We start from the raw sequence: 14,634 nt of genomic DNA on the forward strand, positions 1-14,634 counted from the left end.
CCATGATATGGGGAGGATTGATTTTGCGTGGCATCCCTTCGCCTCTCCCCGTAGGACACCGACGGCAACACACAGGGGCACGGCGATGAAGGCAATCTGGGCATCTATCCTGCTGGCCACGGCAACCTCTGCCACCGCACAGGAAGCCACCACCCCCACCGCTCCTACGCCCCCCCGCGTGTCCGTCTCCGGCGGCATCGTCGAGGGTCGCATCGATCCCGACCGTACCGTGTTCCGCGGCATCCCCTTCGCCGCGCCGCCGCTTGGCGCCAACCGCTGGCGCGAACCGCAGCCGGTGGTCGAATGGACCGGCATCCGCACCACGACCGCCCGTGCGCCCGCGTGTCTCCAGAACGATTATGGCTGGAACCGCGCCGACCATGTCTTTGCCAGCGAGGACTGCCTGACGCTCGACGTCGCTACGCCGGCATTGACCGGCAAGCGCCCGGTGATCGTGTGGATTCACGGCGGCAGCAACCGGGCCGGCTCGGCGGGCGACATGGCGCTGTCGTCGATCGGCAAGCGCGGCGTGGTTGTCGTCGCGGTCCAGTATCGCCTCGGCATCTTCGGCTTCCTGCCCCATCGCGCGCTGGCGGCGGAGGCCGATGGCAAGAGCGGCAATTACGGACTGATGGACCAGATCGCCGCGCTGCGCTGGGTCCGCGACAACATTGCCAAGTTCGGCGGCGATCCCGACAACGTCACCATCGCCGGGGAGAGTGCCGGGTCGCAGGACGTCTCGCTGCTGCTCGCATCCCCCTTGGCGCGCGGGCTGTTCGCGAAGGCGGCGATGGAATCGGGCACTCCCGGCTTCGGTCTGCCATGGCGTCCGCTCAAGGAAGCGTTCCGCATCGGCGACCAGCTCGACGTGCTGCTCGGCACCCGCGGCAGCGCACCCTTGCGCACCGCATCGCCTGCCGCGCTGCTCGCGGCCGACCTGAAGCTCCACGATGCCAAGCTGACCGCCGACGATTATCTCTATCTGCGCACCACGATCGATGGCGCGGTGCTGCCCGACACGCCCGACCGGCTGTTCGTCACTGCGCCCAAGCGGCCGGTGATCCTTGGCAGCAACGTCCTCGAACTCGACCTGCCCGGCGGCCGCCCGGCGCGTGACGGGTTCGTCGACCTGTCGTTCGGCGCCAATGCCGATGGCGCGCGGACCTATTACCGGCTCGACGATGCCGACCCGCTGCCGCAGCCGCGCCTCGGCACCCGCGACCAGCAGATCGCGACCGACGCGACCTTCCGCTGCCCCGCCGGTGCGCTCGCCAACCTGCTCGCCAACCGCAACTGGCCGGTCTGGCGCTACGAGTTCGACATGGCGCGGGGCGGCGGCGCGGGGCAGACGACCCATGCGGCAGAGATCGACTATATTTTCAACGACCGCCGGGTCGGGCCGGTGTCGATGCAGGATTATTGGGTCGCCTTCGCCACCACCGGCGATCCCAATGGCGACGGCCGCCCGGCATGGGCGCGCAGCGCCAAGGGCAAGCCCGCCAACATCCTGTTCGACGCGCGCGGCGCCACCCCGCGCGACGGCGACATTCGCCCGGAAATCTGCAAGCTGCAGGGCGCGCTGTGACCGCCCGCCGCACCGTCCTCGCGCTCGCCGCCGCGGTCCCGCTGCTCGGCGGGTGCAAGCTGGTGTCAGAGGTCCGCGATGCCCGGCACCAGCGCCAGTTGCAGACCGACTGGCCGTGGCTCGGCCGCTATGCCGCCGACAACGCCGCGCTCGCCAAGTCCGGCGTCGCGACCGACATCGTCTTCATGGGCGATTCGATTACCGAGGGGTGGCAGGGCAAGCGCCCCGACTATTTCCGCCCCGGCCGGGTCTGTCGCGGGATCGGCGGGCAGACCACGCCGCAGATGGTGCTGCGCATGATGGCCGACGTTATCGCCCACCGCCCGAAATTCGTCCACATCATGGGCGGGATCAACGACATCGCCGGCAATACCGGGCCGATGACGTTGGCGCAGACGCAGGACAATTTCGCCATGATGACGATGCTGGCGCGCGCCGCGGGCATCGGCGTGCTGCTGGGCAGTGTGCCGCCGACCGCCGGCATCCCGTGGCAACCCGACCTCGCCACCGTCGAGCCGGTCCGCGCGCTCAACCGCTGGCTGCGCGACTATGCGGGGCACCAAGGCGCGGCCTATGTCGACTATACCCCGGTGCTGGCGACGCCCGACGGCGCGATGCGGCCCGAGTACACCAATGACGGCCTGCATCCGCAGGCGCCGGGCTATGCCGCGATGGAAACGGCGCTGACCCCGGTGCTGCGCGCCAAGGGCCTGCCGGTCTGAAGCTGAACGAACCCGTCCGACCCGCGACAATTCGGCACAATTTCCATCGGTTTGCGACAAACGTCTGCGACACGCGTTCGCCATTTTCGCTGTCGACCCTGGTGGTTCGAAAGAGGAGAAGAGGGATGAAGAAGTTTGCATTGATGCTCGCCGGTCTCGGCGTCGCCATGACCGCGCTGCCCGCCGCCGCCCAGCCGTGGCAGTCGATCAACCAGCGCCAGGCGCAGATTGAACGCCGCATCGACCAGGGCATCCGCAACGGGTCGCTCAGCCGGCGCGAGGCGGTCAACCTGCGCGGTGAATTCCGCCAGATCGCCCAGCTCGAACAGCGCTATCGCCGCTCGAACGGCCTGTCGATGCAGGAACGCCGCGACCTCGACCGCCGCTTCAACGCGCTGTCGTACAAGGTCCGCGTCGACAAGAACGACCGTAACGGTCGCCCGGGCTATCGGCGGTAAGGCACTTCCCGCACCCTCACCCTTCCGCGGCTTCGCCTCTCCCTCCCTCTCCCGCCGGGAGAGGAGCAGCGGGTGAACAGCATCCCATGCTGTTCAGGCCATGCCGGGGGCACGGCCGACCCGCTGCTGGGCCCGCCCGGCGCAGCCGGGTGGGAAGGGTGAGGGCGACGGCTAACCCCCCGCGACGAACGCCCCGATCAACCCCGCTTCGTCGCCCAGCCGTCCGGCCACGACCACCGGCGTCGTGACTGGGGTGAGCAGGTTCGCGCGCACCCGCGCGTCCAGTGTGGCGATCAGCCCGCTGGCATTGGCCAGCCCGCCGCCGACCGGCACGATCGTCGCCGACGTCGCGTGCAACAGCATGGCGAGCGGCCCACCGACCAGGTCGCAATAATACTCGACCGTCGCCCGCGCCCGCGCTTCGCCGGCATCGGCCGCGCGCGTGATTGCGATGCTGTCGACCGCCTCGCCGTGCAGGAAGCCGTGCAGCCGCTCGATCCCGCGCGCGCTGCCGATCGTGTCGAGACACCCGTGCCGCCCGCATCCGCAGGCGAACACCGGCACCGCACCCGGCGCCCTGGGGCTGCCATGCACCACCTGCCCATGGCCCCATTCGCCGCCGATCCCGCCGGTACCGCTGACGATCCGCCCGCGCTCGACCAGTCCGCCGCCGACCCCGGTGCCCAGAATGATGCCGAACACCCGGTCATGCCCCTGCGCCGCCCCCAGCGCCGCTTCGGCCAGCACGAACGCATCGGCATCGTTCACCACCCGCACCGGCAGGTTCAGCGCGTCGCTCAGGTCGCGCGCCAGCGGCCGTCCGTCGATGCACGGGATGTTGGCGCTGGTGACGGTCCCGCCGATCGGGTCGACCAGCCCCGCGGTCGCGATCGACAGCGTATCGGTCGGCGCCGCCTGCACCGCATCGGCGAACACCGCGACGAACGCCGCCCAGTCGCCGACCGGCGTCGGCGTCTTGCGGCGCCAGCGGATCTGCGCATCGCTGCCGAACGCGGCGATATCGATGAACGACCCGCCGACATCGGCGCACAACCGCATGGCGCTTACTCCGCGCCCAGCCAATTCGCGCGGAAGCTCCGCTGTGCGGCAGTCGGCGCGCGCCCGACCGTCTCGCCCCGCACGATCTCCAGCGTCGGATCGGCCGCCGGGGTCAGTGTCGCCGTCCGCTCGATCCCGCGCTGGCGATAGCGCAGCTCGACCGGCGTACCGGGTTTCAGCGCCGCGACCGCCGCATCCCATCCGGCGACCGTCGTGACCGGCTGCCCGCCGATCGACCGGATCACATCGCCGCGATCGACGCCAGCGGCGAACAGCGGCGTGTTCTGCGCCGGCGACAGTGCCAGCGCGACGCCACCCTCGTCCTGCGTCGCAGTCGCCCGCCCGACCCAGCCCTTGCCCGGAGCCGCCGCGCGCAGCACCAGCCCGGCCTGATCGAGCAGCGGGGCGAAGTCGGGCAGGAAGCTGCCCTCGATCGACCGGTCGAAGAACTGGTCGGCAAACGCCTTGTCCCCGGTCAGCGTCGCCAGCGCGACGCGCAGGTCGGCGGGAGCATAGGCCCGCTCGGTCGCGCCATGCGTCTGCCACAACAGCCGCATGTAATCGTCCAGCGTCTTGCCCGGAAACCGCTGCCGCAGCTGCAGGTCGAGCGACAGGCCGATCACCGCGCCATACGGATAATAGGACACGAAGATGTTCGGCTCGACCGGATCGATCGCGGTCGCCGCATCGACGAATGGTGCGCGGAGACTCATCTCCTGCGGCGATGCGTTGATTCGTGTCGCGATCCGCGCCGGGCTGTTCACCACCCCGTTCACCATCGCACCCATTTCGCCCAGATAGTCGTCGACCGATGCCAGCCCTGCGCGACGGATCGCCAGCGGCCCGTAATAGCTGGTGAACCCCTCGGCCAGCCACAGTGACGGCGTCGGGTTCGCACGGGTGAAGTCGAACGGCTCCAGCTCGCGCGGGCGCAGCCGCTCGACGTTCCAGCTGTGGAAGAACTCGTGCGCCAGCGTGCCGAGCTGGTCGTCCTTGGCCTCGGCCAGCGACCGGCGATCGGTGATGATCGTCGAGTTGCGATGCTCCATCCCGTCCCCCGCGATCGACGGGCGGTAATCGGCGATGAAGGTATAGGTGCCGAAATCGTAAGGGGCGGGTGCGCCGAAGATTTTGATCTCCTCCGCCACCACCTTCTTCGCCTTTTCGGTGAAGCGGTCCATGTCGGCGGCGGTGCCGTCGTGATGCAGCGCGAGGCGGAAGGTCTTGCCGCCTTCCTGCCATTCGCGGACCATGTGGTTCGACAGCTCGGTCGGGCTGTCCATGAAATATTGCAGGTTCGGCGCCCAATAGGTGCCGGGCGTATCGGCGGCGGGCAGCTGCGTCGCGACCTTCCATGTCGGGTCGGGGCTCTGGAACCGCACCCGAATCGGCTGCGCGTCGTATCCGGTCGCCCACAGGAACGTCGCGGGCATGTTCAGATGCGCATGGGTCGCGTCGATCTGCGCATAGGTGCCGTCCCCCCGGTCGCCATACAGCGTGTAGGTGACGTTGACCGTCCCGTCATGCCCGTCGACGCTCCAGCCATAGGGATCGGTCCGCGTCAGCTTCAGCGGCCGCCCCGCGCCGTCGGTCGCGCTGACGTCATAGACGTTCTTGGCGAATTCGTGGATTGCATAACGCCCCGGTGACGACCGCGACATCTGCACGCGCAACGGGCCGGCGGGCACCCCGCTCCAGGTCGCGGCGATCCGCGCGCGATGATGCCTCGCCTGCGGGAACGACACGTCATAGCGCACCCGGGCGCTCGCACCCGGATCGCGCTGCGGGGCGGCAACGGTCACGGGGGCGGGCGCGGTCTGCGCTAGCGCGGGCAGGGCAAGACATGAGCCGAGCAACGCGGCGACCAGCGAACGAACCATGGCAATTCCCCTTCGAGTTGCCGGTGCTTGTAGCGGGCGTTCGGGGCGTTGGGAAAGGGCAGGGTGGGGGTACGGTTGGCGGCGGCTATATCCCGTAGAATTCCTTCGCCGCACCCCCCATCAACCGCGCCCATTCCGCTTCCGACAACCCACCGGTCAACGCCCGCGTCGTCGCCAGCCAGTCGCCATAGTCATCCCCCGCCGCAGACAGCACCGGCCAGTCGCTACCCCACATCACCCGGTCGCCGAACCACCCCAGCACCCGTTCGACCACCCCCGCCAACGCCGCCGGATCGTCCCCTGCCGCCTGTTCGGTGCGCAGCCCGGACAGCTTGCACCACACGTTCTTCTGCCCGGCCAGCGCCGCCATTCCGGCCGCCCAGTCGGCATCGCCCGGCGGTACCGGCTTGGCGGCATGGTCGATCACGATCGGCAGGTCGGGCCGGCGATCCGCGAACGTCGCCAGCATGGCCAGATGCCGCGGCTGCACCAGCGCATCGAACCGCAGCCCGCCCGCGACCATCGCCGTGACGCCCCGCGCCACATCGTCCCGCAGCAGCCAGTCGCTGTCCGGAATCGCCTGCAGCATCGGTCGCAATCCCAACAGCTTGCGCCGCCTCACCAGCGCCGCGATCCGCGCCGGGGCGGTCGGCGTGTTCAGCGCGACCCAGCCGACCACCCCCGCGACCCACGGATCATCCTCCGCCAGTTCCAGCAACCAGTCGGTTTCGCGATCGTCGGTCTGCGCCTGCACCAGCACCACCCGCCCGACCGGCGCGTTGCCCATCGCCGCGCGTGCATCGCCCAGGCTGTGGCTGCGATACAAGCCGCCATCGCCCGCCGCCGGCCAGCCATGAAACGCCGCATCGATCCGCCACACATGCAGATGCGCGTCGACGATATCCGTCATCCCGTCCCCCTCATCGCCGGCAGAGTGGCGCGGGGCAGGGGCGCAACGCAACCCTCCTCGTCATCCCGGGTCAAGCCCGGAGTGACGAAGGTCGTTTCCCTAAATCTCTTCCACCACCACCCGTTCGAACAGCACGTCGCCCGCCCGCACCCGGTCGCCGGTCATGACCCCGTCCGCCACCACGAACGGCGCGGGCAGCAGCAGGACGATGGTCGATCCATGTTCGAACCACCCCATCTCCGCGCCCTGCGTCAGCGGCACGTCGCACGTCGCGATCGGCTCCGCCCGCTCGCGCAGCAGCTTGACCGTGTCGAGGAACGTCAGCCGGATCGCCGCCACCAATATCGCCGCCACCGGCACCAGCAGCATCGGCGTCCCGTCCGCCAATCGCATCCGCACCGTCGCCCGCTCGTTGCGGCAATAGAGCCGGTCGACCCGCTTCAGTGCCGGCGGATTGACGTTGAAACAGTCGCCCGGAAAATAGCGCACCCGGTCGACCCGCCCGTCCTGTGGCGCATGGAAGCGGTGATACATCCCCGCGGTCAGCCGCAGCGTAACGAAGCTCCCGCCCAGATACGCCTCACCCTCGCCCCCGGTCAGTTCGGCGATCGAATAGCGTTTCCCCTTGGCCTGCACGATCGAATCGCCGGTGATCGCCCCGCTGGCGACGATGATCCCGTCGGACGGCGCCGCCACCTGATGGGCCTGTGCCCGGAACGTCCGCGCGCCCGGCCGCAACCGGCGGATGAAGCACGCATGCATCGACGGCCAGCGCGTCTCCGCCGCATCGGACAGGTCGACGTCGCAAAAGGTCCGCCACACCGCGATCGACGCCTTGGCGACCAGCGGCTGCTCGACCTTGCTGAACCACCCCATCGCGCGCGTGCATGTCCGGCGCGGCAGCCAGTTGGTCGCGGCATAGTTCAGCGATTCGAGTTCGGTCAGCCTCGCGATGGCGCGGTTGAGGCGGGAGGGAGCGGGCGAGGGGGCGGTGCGGTCCATGGCCGTCATCAATATTTCCTTATCGGGTCATATTCGCGTCAGTCATGATGCCTCTCGCCCTCGCATTCGCCGCCGGCGTCGCCGGTCTTGCCGCCACCAAGGGCCGCGCCCGCCTTCGGCTCAGCCGTGCCAAGCATGGCTCGCTGACCGGCCATGTCCGCTGGGGCCAGCGGATCGCGCGTCAGATCGCCTTCTACGACTATGACGATGCCCGCTTCTTCGCCGCCGATGATGCACCGGCCGCGGTCGCCGCGCAGCGTCGCGCCGGCTTCGACCGCCTGTCCGCGCTCTACGCAGAGCGCTTCCCCAAGACCGTCGCCGCGACGAAGGACCTGCGCGAAGGACTGTCCGACCTGCAATTCACCGGCCGCTACCGCGTACCGTTCCAGTTCAGCGCGAAGGTCCGCGAACACCTCGCTACCGGCGCCTTCTACCAATCGTCGTCGGGCGTCACCGTCACCGACCTCGACGGTAACGTCTTCTACGACCTTGCCGGCTCCTACGGCGTCAACCTGTTCGGCCATGATTTCTACAAGGATTGTATCGCGCAAGGCGCCGCCCGCGTTGCCGAACTCGGCCCGGTCCTCGGCAGCTACCACCCGGTCATCACCGCCAATGTCGATCGGTTGAAGGCGATCAGCGGCATGGACGAGGTGTCGTTCCACATGTCCGGCACCGAAGCGGTGATGCAGGCGGTGCGCCTCGCGCGTTACCATACCGGCCGCCGCCGCGTGGTGCGCTTTGCCGGGGCCTATCATGGCTGGTGGGGCGATGTGCAGCCGGGCATCGGCAACCCGACCCCGGCCGACAACACGCTGACGCTGTCCGAACTGTCCGACCGGACGCTGCAGGTGCTGGCCACGCGCAAGGATATCGCCTGCGTGCTGGTCAACCCGTTGCAGGCGATGCACCCCAACAAGGGCGCCCCGTCCGACGGCACGCTGATCGACAGCAGCCGCAGCGCGCACCTCGACCGGGCCGCCTATCACGACTGGCTGGTGCGCCTGCGCGAGGTGTGCAGCAAGGCCGGCATCGTCCTGATCTTCGACGAGGTCTTCATGGGCTTCCGCCTTGCGCGCGGCGGCATGGCGGAAGCGTTCGGCGTCCAGCCCGACATGGTCACCTATGGCAAGACGCTGGGCGGCGGCCTCCCCATCGGCGTCGTCTGCGGCCGCGCGGACCTGATGCGACGTTTCCGCCCCGAACAGCCCGCCGATATCTGCTTTGCCCGCGGCACCTTCAACGCGCATCCGTATGTGATGGGGGCGATGGACGTGTTCCTCGAACGGCTTGATTCGCCTGAAGTGCAGGCGATGTACGAGGGTGTCGACGCCCGCTGGGACGCCCGCCTCGACCAGTTCAACGCCGCCATGGCCGCTGCCGACCTGCCGGTCCGTGCGGCGGGGATGCAGACGGTGTGGACGATCACCTATGCCGTACCGTCACGCTACAACTGGATGCTGCAATATTATGCGCGCGCGGAAGGGCTGGCGCTCAGCTGGGTCGGCACCGGCCGCCTGATCTTCAGCCTGAACTATGACGATGCGTCGTTTGCGGAGGTGGTGCGTCGGTTCGTGAAGGCGGCGCAGGCGTGTCAGGCAGACGGTTGGTGGTGGACCGCACCCGACACCACCAACAAGATGCTGCGACGACAGGTGCTGAAGGAAACCCTGTCGCGCCGGCTGGGGCGGGGGTGAGAGCGAAAAGCCATTTTCGTCACCACGGACTTGATCCGGGGTCCCGCTTCCTCTTCGCGCGGTTAGAATGTGCGACCCCGGCGCAAGCCAGCCGGATCGCCAGCTACAAATGACGGATATGATCCATGCGACGATGCAATATTCGTACGACTGCGATCCCATAATCGGTCGGTCGGAAGAAGATCACATGCTGCCCGACCGACCGTCGTCGATATCCGGACCGGATATGGTCGCAACTGGCAGCCTGCATCGGTGCGTCGGCAGATGCACGAAACGCGGCTTCGATCCGATCGGCATAGGCCATTGCCCGCGGCAAACCCCATGCCGCGACACTGTGATCGAATATCGCGTCCAGATCGCCTCGTGCTGCCGGCGTCAGCCGGACCTCAGCCATGCTGCGCGGCTTTGCGCTCCTTGAATGCGGCGAAGTCGAACGGTTCGGGCGCACCGCTATCCTCGCCCTCGATCAGCGCGGCGCGCAGGCGTTCGACGGCTTGTCCTCGTTCCTGCTCGCGGCGGATCAGGTCGCGGATCGCCTCGCTGTCGTTGGTGTAATGACCTGCCGCAATCTGCGCGCCGATCCACGCATTTTGTTGCTCGGTCAGGGTTATGGTCTTGCGCACCACCGCCATGTCGATCTCCAACCGCATCATATTATCGGTGCAGTTTAGTGCATGACTGCGTTGAAACCAAATCGCCTTCCTGCATCGCCACGCGCTGCCAGCCGCGGGCCCGCCGATCATCCCAGCAACCTGTCTCGAGTATGAACTTTGGTGACAGGCATCGGCAAGGCACGCAGCATCGCTCGGGAATGGCTTGCGCTATCCTTACCCCCGCCGTGCGTCGGCCACCGTGTGCAACGCCTCGATAATCGCACGATTCGCCTGATGGCCGGACAGCTCCAGCGCGAGGGCGGTATAGCCCTCGCGGCGTAGCGCCTGCCGGATATGGTTCACCGAGATGAAGTCGCCCGTCGCGGCCAGTTCGAGCGCACGGGTCAAGGCCGGGGTGTCGCGGGTCATCGAGGTGTCGCCTGCCGGGTCAGCCGTTGCGCACCCAGGGCGTCCGCACGACCGTGCCGGCGATCAGCTTCTTGCCGAATGCCTTGCGCATCGTGTCGGCGGCGTCGCCGTTCTTCAACACGACATGCGTGCCGCCCGAATGCAGCGTCTCGATCGCGCTGATCGATGCGCCATGCTTGCGGCACAGCGCCTCCACATCGGCCTGTGCAATGCGCACATTCATCGCGCGCGAAGTCGTTACCGCAGTCGCGCTGCCCCGTCGCCAATCGTCCTGCATGCCAATCCATTCATCGTTCGAGCATGCGGACCGGCCGGGCCACGCGAAAAGGTCGACCAGCCGGCGCCGGTAGCAGGGCCAACCGGGTTCGGCGGGACCGGATCGTATATGGGGTGGGTGCCGCCGGGATAACAGGTGTCGGCGCGGTTAATGTTGCAGGGGCGGAATGAGCTGCGCGGCTGGCCAAATCCGCTTTCCTACACTGCAAGGCCCTGCCAACCTCGCGCCCGCTCTTTCTCTTCGTCGATCGTCTCGTCCGCAACGCAATGCGACCGGCTCGCAATTGTGCAAACCGGTCGCGAGTGTGAACTTCGTGAACTTCGACCACATGGTGGGCGTTCCGGCCCGCCACGGGCAGAGCCCGTGTCGAGGTCGATCGTGCCCCCGGCACGACCTGCGGACTGCGGGGCAGTCCGCACCTCGACGCTCGTCGGACGGCACTGTTCGCGCCGCCGGCCTAGCGCGCCTTGTGCGGCTCGGGATAGCTGCGCTATCCCCTTGCCCGGCGCTTAGTGCCGCGCCGCTTCCTGCAAATCCGTATCGATCCGCGCGCCCTTCAACAGCTGCACCGGCGCCTTGCGGTACAGGATGAAGTCGTTGAACGGATCGGTCACGATCTTGGTCGCCCACACGATCCCGGTCATCACGTCGCGCTGGATGAACAACTGGATCACCCGGAACAGCAGACCCCCGACCGCGAACGCCAGCCACAGCAGCGCGAGATGCCGCAGGAACCCGACGAAGCCGACATGCGGTTCGAAAATGCCGAAGAACGTCGGATCGAGCAGCAACGGGATCGGCATCGCCGCCCACAGCGCCATGAAGACGACCTTGCGGAACAGATTGTACCCGACCTTGATCTCTTCCTTATGCTCGTGCGTCGCCTGGTTCACATGGTCGTACGTCTTGGGTTCGAAGAAGAAATGCCCCGATTGCCGCGCGGTCATCGCCACCAGCCAGCCGAGCAGGCTCGCCACCGCCGGATCGATCCACACCACGACATAGGCGATCAGGAACGTCGTCGCGCTGACGAAGTGCAGCGCCTGGTTGATGATGCTGTGGTGGTAATAGCGATGATCGTCCCACCGCTGTTCCTGCAACGCTTCCTTGAATCCGGGCATCGTTCAAGCCTTTGATGAAAAGTGGGTTTTCAGGCAGTCGCGCCCAATGCGGGCGTCGGATGATTGTCCTGCGCCGCCGCGGACCGGCGGAAGCACACCAGCGAGAAATGGCCGAGCGGCGGTAGCGGCCGGCGCTCGACCAGCTGCGCCTGCGGGTTGCGCGCCGCCCAGTCGCCATAGATCGACCACGGAAAATCGGTGCGCCAGCCAAGGCGACTGGTGATCGGCATCAGCGCGCGCTCGATCTTGGCACGCATGCCCGCTTCCGCGCCCAGCCGGGTCGCGATCACGATCATGCCGCCGGGCCGCACCACGCGCAGGAACTCGCTCAAGGCCCGGTCGGGATGCGGCACCGCCGACACGACATATTGCGCGACGACCACGTCGAACGACGCGTCGTCGAAATCCAGCGCCTCGGCATCGCCGATCGCGATCCGCTCGACATGATCCAGCCGCAACCGCTTCACCCGGTCGCGTGCCTTGTCGAGCATCTGGTCGGCAATATCGATGCCGGTGATCCGGCTTTCGGCGCGGTAGTGTGGCAGAGAGATGCCGGTGCCGACGCCGACCTCCAGGATGCGGCCGCCGACCGTCTCGGCCGCGTCGATCGCCGCGCGTCGCCCGCGGCGGAACACCGGGCCGAACACCAGGTCATAGATGGGCGCCCAGCGATCATAGGCGCTCGCCACGCCGACGCGGTTCAGTTCCTGAGCCAATCCGAGAGTTTCCTTGTCCAGCGCCGTGTCGGGCTTGTCTGGCGGACTAGGGTGACGCGGTTCGATGACACCACAATGTCATGCGCATGGCGGAAAGGTTTCAGTTTGATGAGAGCGGCCGTCACATCCGCGAAATACTATTGTCGCGTGAGGCCGCTAAATGACCGGACAGCAGTAAGGACGGATATCCGATCCTAAATTCCGGAGGGTAACGATGACGACGGCCTTTTTATCCCGGACCGATCATGAAAAATCACCGCAGTCGACGATGAAGTCGCTGGCCCGCAAGATACCGGACTGGATCAACGATCCGAAAAGCTATCAGGCGGAAGGGCGCAAGAAGTCGTACCGCACCGTCTTCATCTCCGACGTCCATCTCGGCACCACCGGATGCAGCGCAAGCGCACTGGTCGACTTCCTCCATTCGTTCGAATGCGAGACGCTGTACCTCGTCGGCGACATCGTCGACGGGTGGGCGATCCGCCGCGGCTGGTACTGGCCGTCGAGCCATAACGACGTCATCCGCTCGATCCTCAAGTTCGCCCGCCGCGGCACCCGCGTCATCTACATCCCCGGCAACCATGACGAGGCGTTCCGCGACTATGTCGGCCTCGAATTCGGCGGGGTCGAGATGGTTGAGGAGGATATCCACGAAACCGCCGACGGTCGCCGCCTGCTGGTGCTGCACGGCGACAAGTTCGACGGCGTGGTGCTCTATGCCAAGTGGCTCGCCTTCCTCGGCGACCATGCCTACACCGCGCTGCTGAAGGCCAACAGCGTGTGGAACTTCGCGCGGCGCAAGCTCGGCCTGCCCTATTGGTCGCTGTCGGCCTATGCCAAGCACCGGGTCAAGAACGCGGTCAACTTCATCGGCCGGTTCGAGGAAACGGTCGCCCATGCCGCCGCCGAACACGGGGTCGACGGCGTGGTCTGCGGCCATATCCACACCGCCGAAATCCGCCGGATTGGCGACATCATGTACTATAACGACGGCGACTGGGTCGAAAGCTGCACCGCACTGGTCGAGGATCATGCCGGTGCCATGTCGCTGATCGACTGGCGCGCCGAGACCTGGGAGCGGGAACTGGCGAAGGCGGCGGGCAGGGCCGATGCCCCCGGTCGGGCGGTCGCCACCGCGTGAGGATCGCAATCGTCAGCGATGCGTGGAGTCCGCAGGTCAACGGCGTCGTCCGCACGCTGCAGACGACGATCGGCCGCCTGCAACAACGCGGCCATGTGGTCGAAGCCTTCACCCCCGACGGCTTCGCCACCCGGCCCTGTCCCGGTTATCCGGAAATCCGGCTGGCACTGGGCTGCGGTCCCGAACTCGGCCGGCGCATCGCGGCGTTCCGGCCCGACGCGATCCATATCGCCACCGAAGGACCGCTCGGCTGGGCGGCGCGGGCGTGGTGTCGGCGACAGGGTGCGCGCTTCACCACGTCGTTCCACACCAATTTCGCCGATTATCTGGCGATGCGTACCCATCTGCCCGCCGGGCTGTTCTGGCCGTTCCTGCGCCGCTTCCATGCCGCGGCCAGCGGAGTGATGACCGCTACCACCCGCGTCGCGGCGTCGCTCGGCGACCACGGCATCGGCCATACCCGGCGCTGGTCGCGCGGGGTCGACCTGTCGCTGTTCCAGCCCGATGGCGCGCGGCTCGACGTCGCCACGCTGCCGCGGCCGATCCTGCTCCATGTCGGCCGGATCGCAGTCGAAAAGAATATCGAGGCGTTTCTGGCGCTCGATACGCCGGGCACCAAGCTGCTGGTCGGCGACGGTCCGGCGCGCGCGGACCTCGAACAGCGTTATCCGCTCGCCCGCTTCGTCGGGCTGAAGCAGGGCGCGGGCCTCGCCGCCGCCTATCGCGCCGCCGACGTGCTGGTCTTTCCCAGCCGCACCGACACCTTCGGGCTGGTGATGATCGAGGCGCTGGCCTGCGGCACGCCGGTCGCGGGCTATCCGGTGCCCGGACCGCTCGACATCATCGGGCTGGACGGGATGGGCGGCGGGAACGCGCGGATCGGTGCGGTCGACGACGATCTGGCGGCGGCGGTCACCCTCGCGCTGACCGCCGATCGCGACGCCTGCGTCCGTGCCGGCACCGCCTATTGCTGGTCGCACTGCACCGATCAGTTCGTCGGCAACCTCGTCGATGCCGGGCTGGAGCAGACCGCCGCCGCCTGAC

16 protein-coding genes are annotated in these 14,634 nt (G+C 67.7%); 6 read left to right on the forward strand and 10 right to left on the reverse strand.

All coding sequences use genetic code 11. The annotated features are described in order from the left end of the window. Positions 1-85 precede the first annotated feature (85 nt). The 3 genes from MF610_RS11860 to MF610_RS11870 all read left to right on the forward strand — a co-directional run bounded on the left by MF610_RS11860 (position 86) and on the right by MF610_RS11870 (position 2,765). Entirely contained in the window at positions 86-1,585 is a 1,500-nt protein-coding gene (locus tag MF610_RS11860) for a carboxylesterase/lipase family protein (RefSeq protein WP_242196737.1), read from the forward strand. Next, positions 1,582-2,307, forward strand: a complete 726-nt coding sequence (locus MF610_RS11865) for a GDSL-type esterase/lipase family protein (RefSeq protein ID WP_242196740.1) — start codon at positions 1,582-1,584, stop codon at positions 2,305-2,307. Before MF610_RS11860 ends, MF610_RS11865 begins: the two co-directional genes overlap by 4 nt. Positions 2,308-2,432: 125 nt before the next feature. Continuing rightward, the gene (locus MF610_RS11870) at positions 2,433-2,765 is read left to right on the forward strand and encodes a hypothetical protein (protein ID WP_242196743.1); all 333 of its coding nucleotides are present in this window, start codon (positions 2,433-2,435) and stop codon (positions 2,763-2,765) included. 171 nt (positions 2,766-2,936) lie between these two features. Here MF610_RS11870 and MF610_RS11875 read toward each other — a convergent pair whose 3' ends face one another. The 4 genes from MF610_RS11875 to asd all read right to left on the reverse strand — a co-directional run bounded on the left by MF610_RS11875 (position 2,937) and on the right by asd (position 7,625). Beyond that, the gene (locus MF610_RS11875; RefSeq protein WP_242196746.1) at positions 2,937-3,824 is read right to left on the reverse strand and encodes an ROK family protein; all 888 of its coding nucleotides are present in this window, start codon (positions 3,822-3,824) and stop codon (positions 2,937-2,939) included. Between the two features lie 5 nt (positions 3,825-3,829). Then, complete coding sequence (locus MF610_RS11880) at positions 3,830-5,704, reverse strand: M61 family metallopeptidase (protein WP_242196749.1); 1,875 nt, start codon at positions 5,702-5,704, stop codon at positions 3,830-3,832. An 85-nt stretch (positions 5,705-5,789) separates the two neighbouring features. Beyond that, a complete protein-coding gene (locus tag MF610_RS11885) occupies positions 5,790-6,614 on the reverse strand; it encodes an amidohydrolase family protein (RefSeq protein WP_242196752.1) in 825 nt (274 codons plus the stop codon). 99 nt (positions 6,615-6,713) lie between these two features. Next, complete coding sequence (gene asd, locus MF610_RS11890; RefSeq protein WP_242196755.1) at positions 6,714-7,625, reverse strand: archaetidylserine decarboxylase; 912 nt, start codon at positions 7,623-7,625, stop codon at positions 6,714-6,716. Between the two features lie 35 nt (positions 7,626-7,660). Between asd and MF610_RS11895 the strand changes: the two genes are divergently transcribed. Next, complete coding sequence (locus MF610_RS11895) at positions 7,661-9,313, forward strand: aminotransferase class III-fold pyridoxal phosphate-dependent enzyme (protein WP_242196757.1); 1,653 nt, start codon at positions 7,661-7,663, stop codon at positions 9,311-9,313. A 103-nt stretch (positions 9,314-9,416) separates the two neighbouring features. On the opposite strand, the gene MF610_RS11900 is transcribed toward MF610_RS11895, so the two are convergent. The 6 genes from MF610_RS11900 to MF610_RS11925 form a co-directional block, all read right to left on the reverse strand. After that, positions 9,417-9,707 (reverse strand): type II toxin-antitoxin system RelE/ParE family toxin, encoded by a 291-nt coding sequence (locus MF610_RS11900; RefSeq protein ID WP_242196760.1) that lies wholly within the window; start codon positions 9,705-9,707, stop codon positions 9,417-9,419. Continuing rightward, a complete protein-coding gene (locus tag MF610_RS11905) occupies positions 9,700-9,945 on the reverse strand; it encodes a type II toxin-antitoxin system ParD family antitoxin (protein ID WP_242196763.1) in 246 nt (81 codons plus the stop codon). The genes MF610_RS11900 and MF610_RS11905 overlap by 8 nt, the downstream gene beginning before the upstream one ends. Positions 9,946-10,140: 195 nt before the next feature. Continuing rightward, positions 10,141-10,335: a hypothetical protein gene (locus tag MF610_RS11910; RefSeq protein WP_242196766.1), complete on the reverse strand. Its 195-nt coding sequence runs from the start codon at positions 10,333-10,335 to the stop codon at positions 10,141-10,143. 19 nt (positions 10,336-10,354) lie between these two features. Next, a complete protein-coding gene (locus MF610_RS11915; protein ID WP_242196769.1) occupies positions 10,355-10,558 on the reverse strand; it encodes a hypothetical protein in 204 nt (67 codons plus the stop codon). Positions 10,559-11,121: 563 nt separating this feature from the next. Beyond that, a complete protein-coding gene (locus MF610_RS11920) occupies positions 11,122-11,733 on the reverse strand; it encodes a hypothetical protein (protein WP_242196771.1) in 612 nt (203 codons plus the stop codon). A gap of 29 nt (positions 11,734-11,762) precedes the next feature. After that, positions 11,763-12,449 carry a class I SAM-dependent methyltransferase gene (locus MF610_RS11925; protein WP_242196774.1) on the reverse strand — a complete coding sequence of 229 codons (687 nt, stop codon included), beginning with the start codon at positions 12,447-12,449 and terminating at the stop codon, positions 11,763-11,765. Positions 12,450-12,717: 268 nt separating this feature from the next. Here MF610_RS11925 and MF610_RS11930 point away from each other — a divergent pair, with 268 nt between their 5' ends. Continuing rightward, positions 12,718-13,590 carry a UDP-2,3-diacylglucosamine diphosphatase gene (locus tag MF610_RS11930; protein ID WP_242196777.1) on the forward strand — a complete coding sequence of 291 codons (873 nt, stop codon included), beginning with the start codon at positions 12,718-12,720 and terminating at the stop codon, positions 13,588-13,590. Next, the gene (locus MF610_RS11935; protein ID WP_242196780.1) at positions 13,587-14,633 is read left to right on the forward strand and encodes a glycosyltransferase family 4 protein; all 1,047 of its coding nucleotides are present in this window, start codon (positions 13,587-13,589) and stop codon (positions 14,631-14,633) included. The genes MF610_RS11930 and MF610_RS11935 overlap by 4 nt, the downstream gene beginning before the upstream one ends. Position 14,634: the final 1 nt, after the last annotated feature.

Origin of the sequence: Sphingomonas hankookensis, from assembly GCF_022664465.1 — a bacterium.
Classification (GTDB): Bacteria; Pseudomonadota; Alphaproteobacteria; order Sphingomonadales; family Sphingomonadaceae; genus Sphingomonas; species Sphingomonas hankookensis.

Excerpts from the sequence above, each read along its gene's own strand:
- MF610_RS11860 (WP_242196737.1), top strand. The coding sequence starts at position 86 with ATGAAGGCAATCTGGGCATCTATCCTGCTGGCCACGGCAACCTCTGCC.
- MF610_RS11870 (WP_242196743.1), top strand. The coding sequence starts at position 2,433 with ATGAAGAAGTTTGCATTGATGCTCGCCGGTCTCGGCGTCGCCATGACC.
- MF610_RS11875 (WP_242196746.1), bottom strand. The coding sequence starts at position 3,824 with ATGCGGTTGTGCGCCGATGTCGGCGGGTCGTTCATCGATATCGCCGCG.
- MF610_RS11880 (WP_242196749.1), bottom strand. The coding sequence starts at position 5,704 with ATGGTTCGTTCGCTGGTCGCCGCGTTGCTCGGCTCATGTCTTGCCCTG.
- MF610_RS11885 (WP_242196752.1), bottom strand. The coding sequence starts at position 6,614 with ATGACGGATATCGTCGACGCGCATCTGCATGTGTGGCGGATCGATGCG.
- asd (WP_242196755.1), bottom strand. The coding sequence starts at position 7,625 with ATGACGGCCATGGACCGCACCGCCCCCTCGCCCGCTCCCTCCCGCCTC.
- MF610_RS11895 (WP_242196757.1), top strand. The coding sequence starts at position 7,661 with ATGATGCCTCTCGCCCTCGCATTCGCCGCCGGCGTCGCCGGTCTTGCC.
- MF610_RS11900 (WP_242196760.1), bottom strand. The coding sequence starts at position 9,707 with ATGGCTGAGGTCCGGCTGACGCCGGCAGCACGAGGCGATCTGGACGCG.
- MF610_RS11905 (WP_242196763.1), bottom strand. The coding sequence starts at position 9,945 with ATGGCGGTGGTGCGCAAGACCATAACCCTGACCGAGCAACAAAATGCG.
- MF610_RS11910 (WP_242196766.1), bottom strand. The coding sequence starts at position 10,335 with ATGACCCGCGACACCCCGGCCTTGACCCGTGCGCTCGAACTGGCCGCG.
- MF610_RS11915 (WP_242196769.1), bottom strand. The coding sequence starts at position 10,558 with ATGAATGTGCGCATTGCACAGGCCGATGTGGAGGCGCTGTGCCGCAAG.
- MF610_RS11920 (WP_242196771.1), bottom strand. The coding sequence starts at position 11,733 with ATGCCCGGATTCAAGGAAGCGTTGCAGGAACAGCGGTGGGACGATCAT.
- MF610_RS11930 (WP_242196777.1), top strand. The coding sequence starts at position 12,718 with ATGAAGTCGCTGGCCCGCAAGATACCGGACTGGATCAACGATCCGAAA.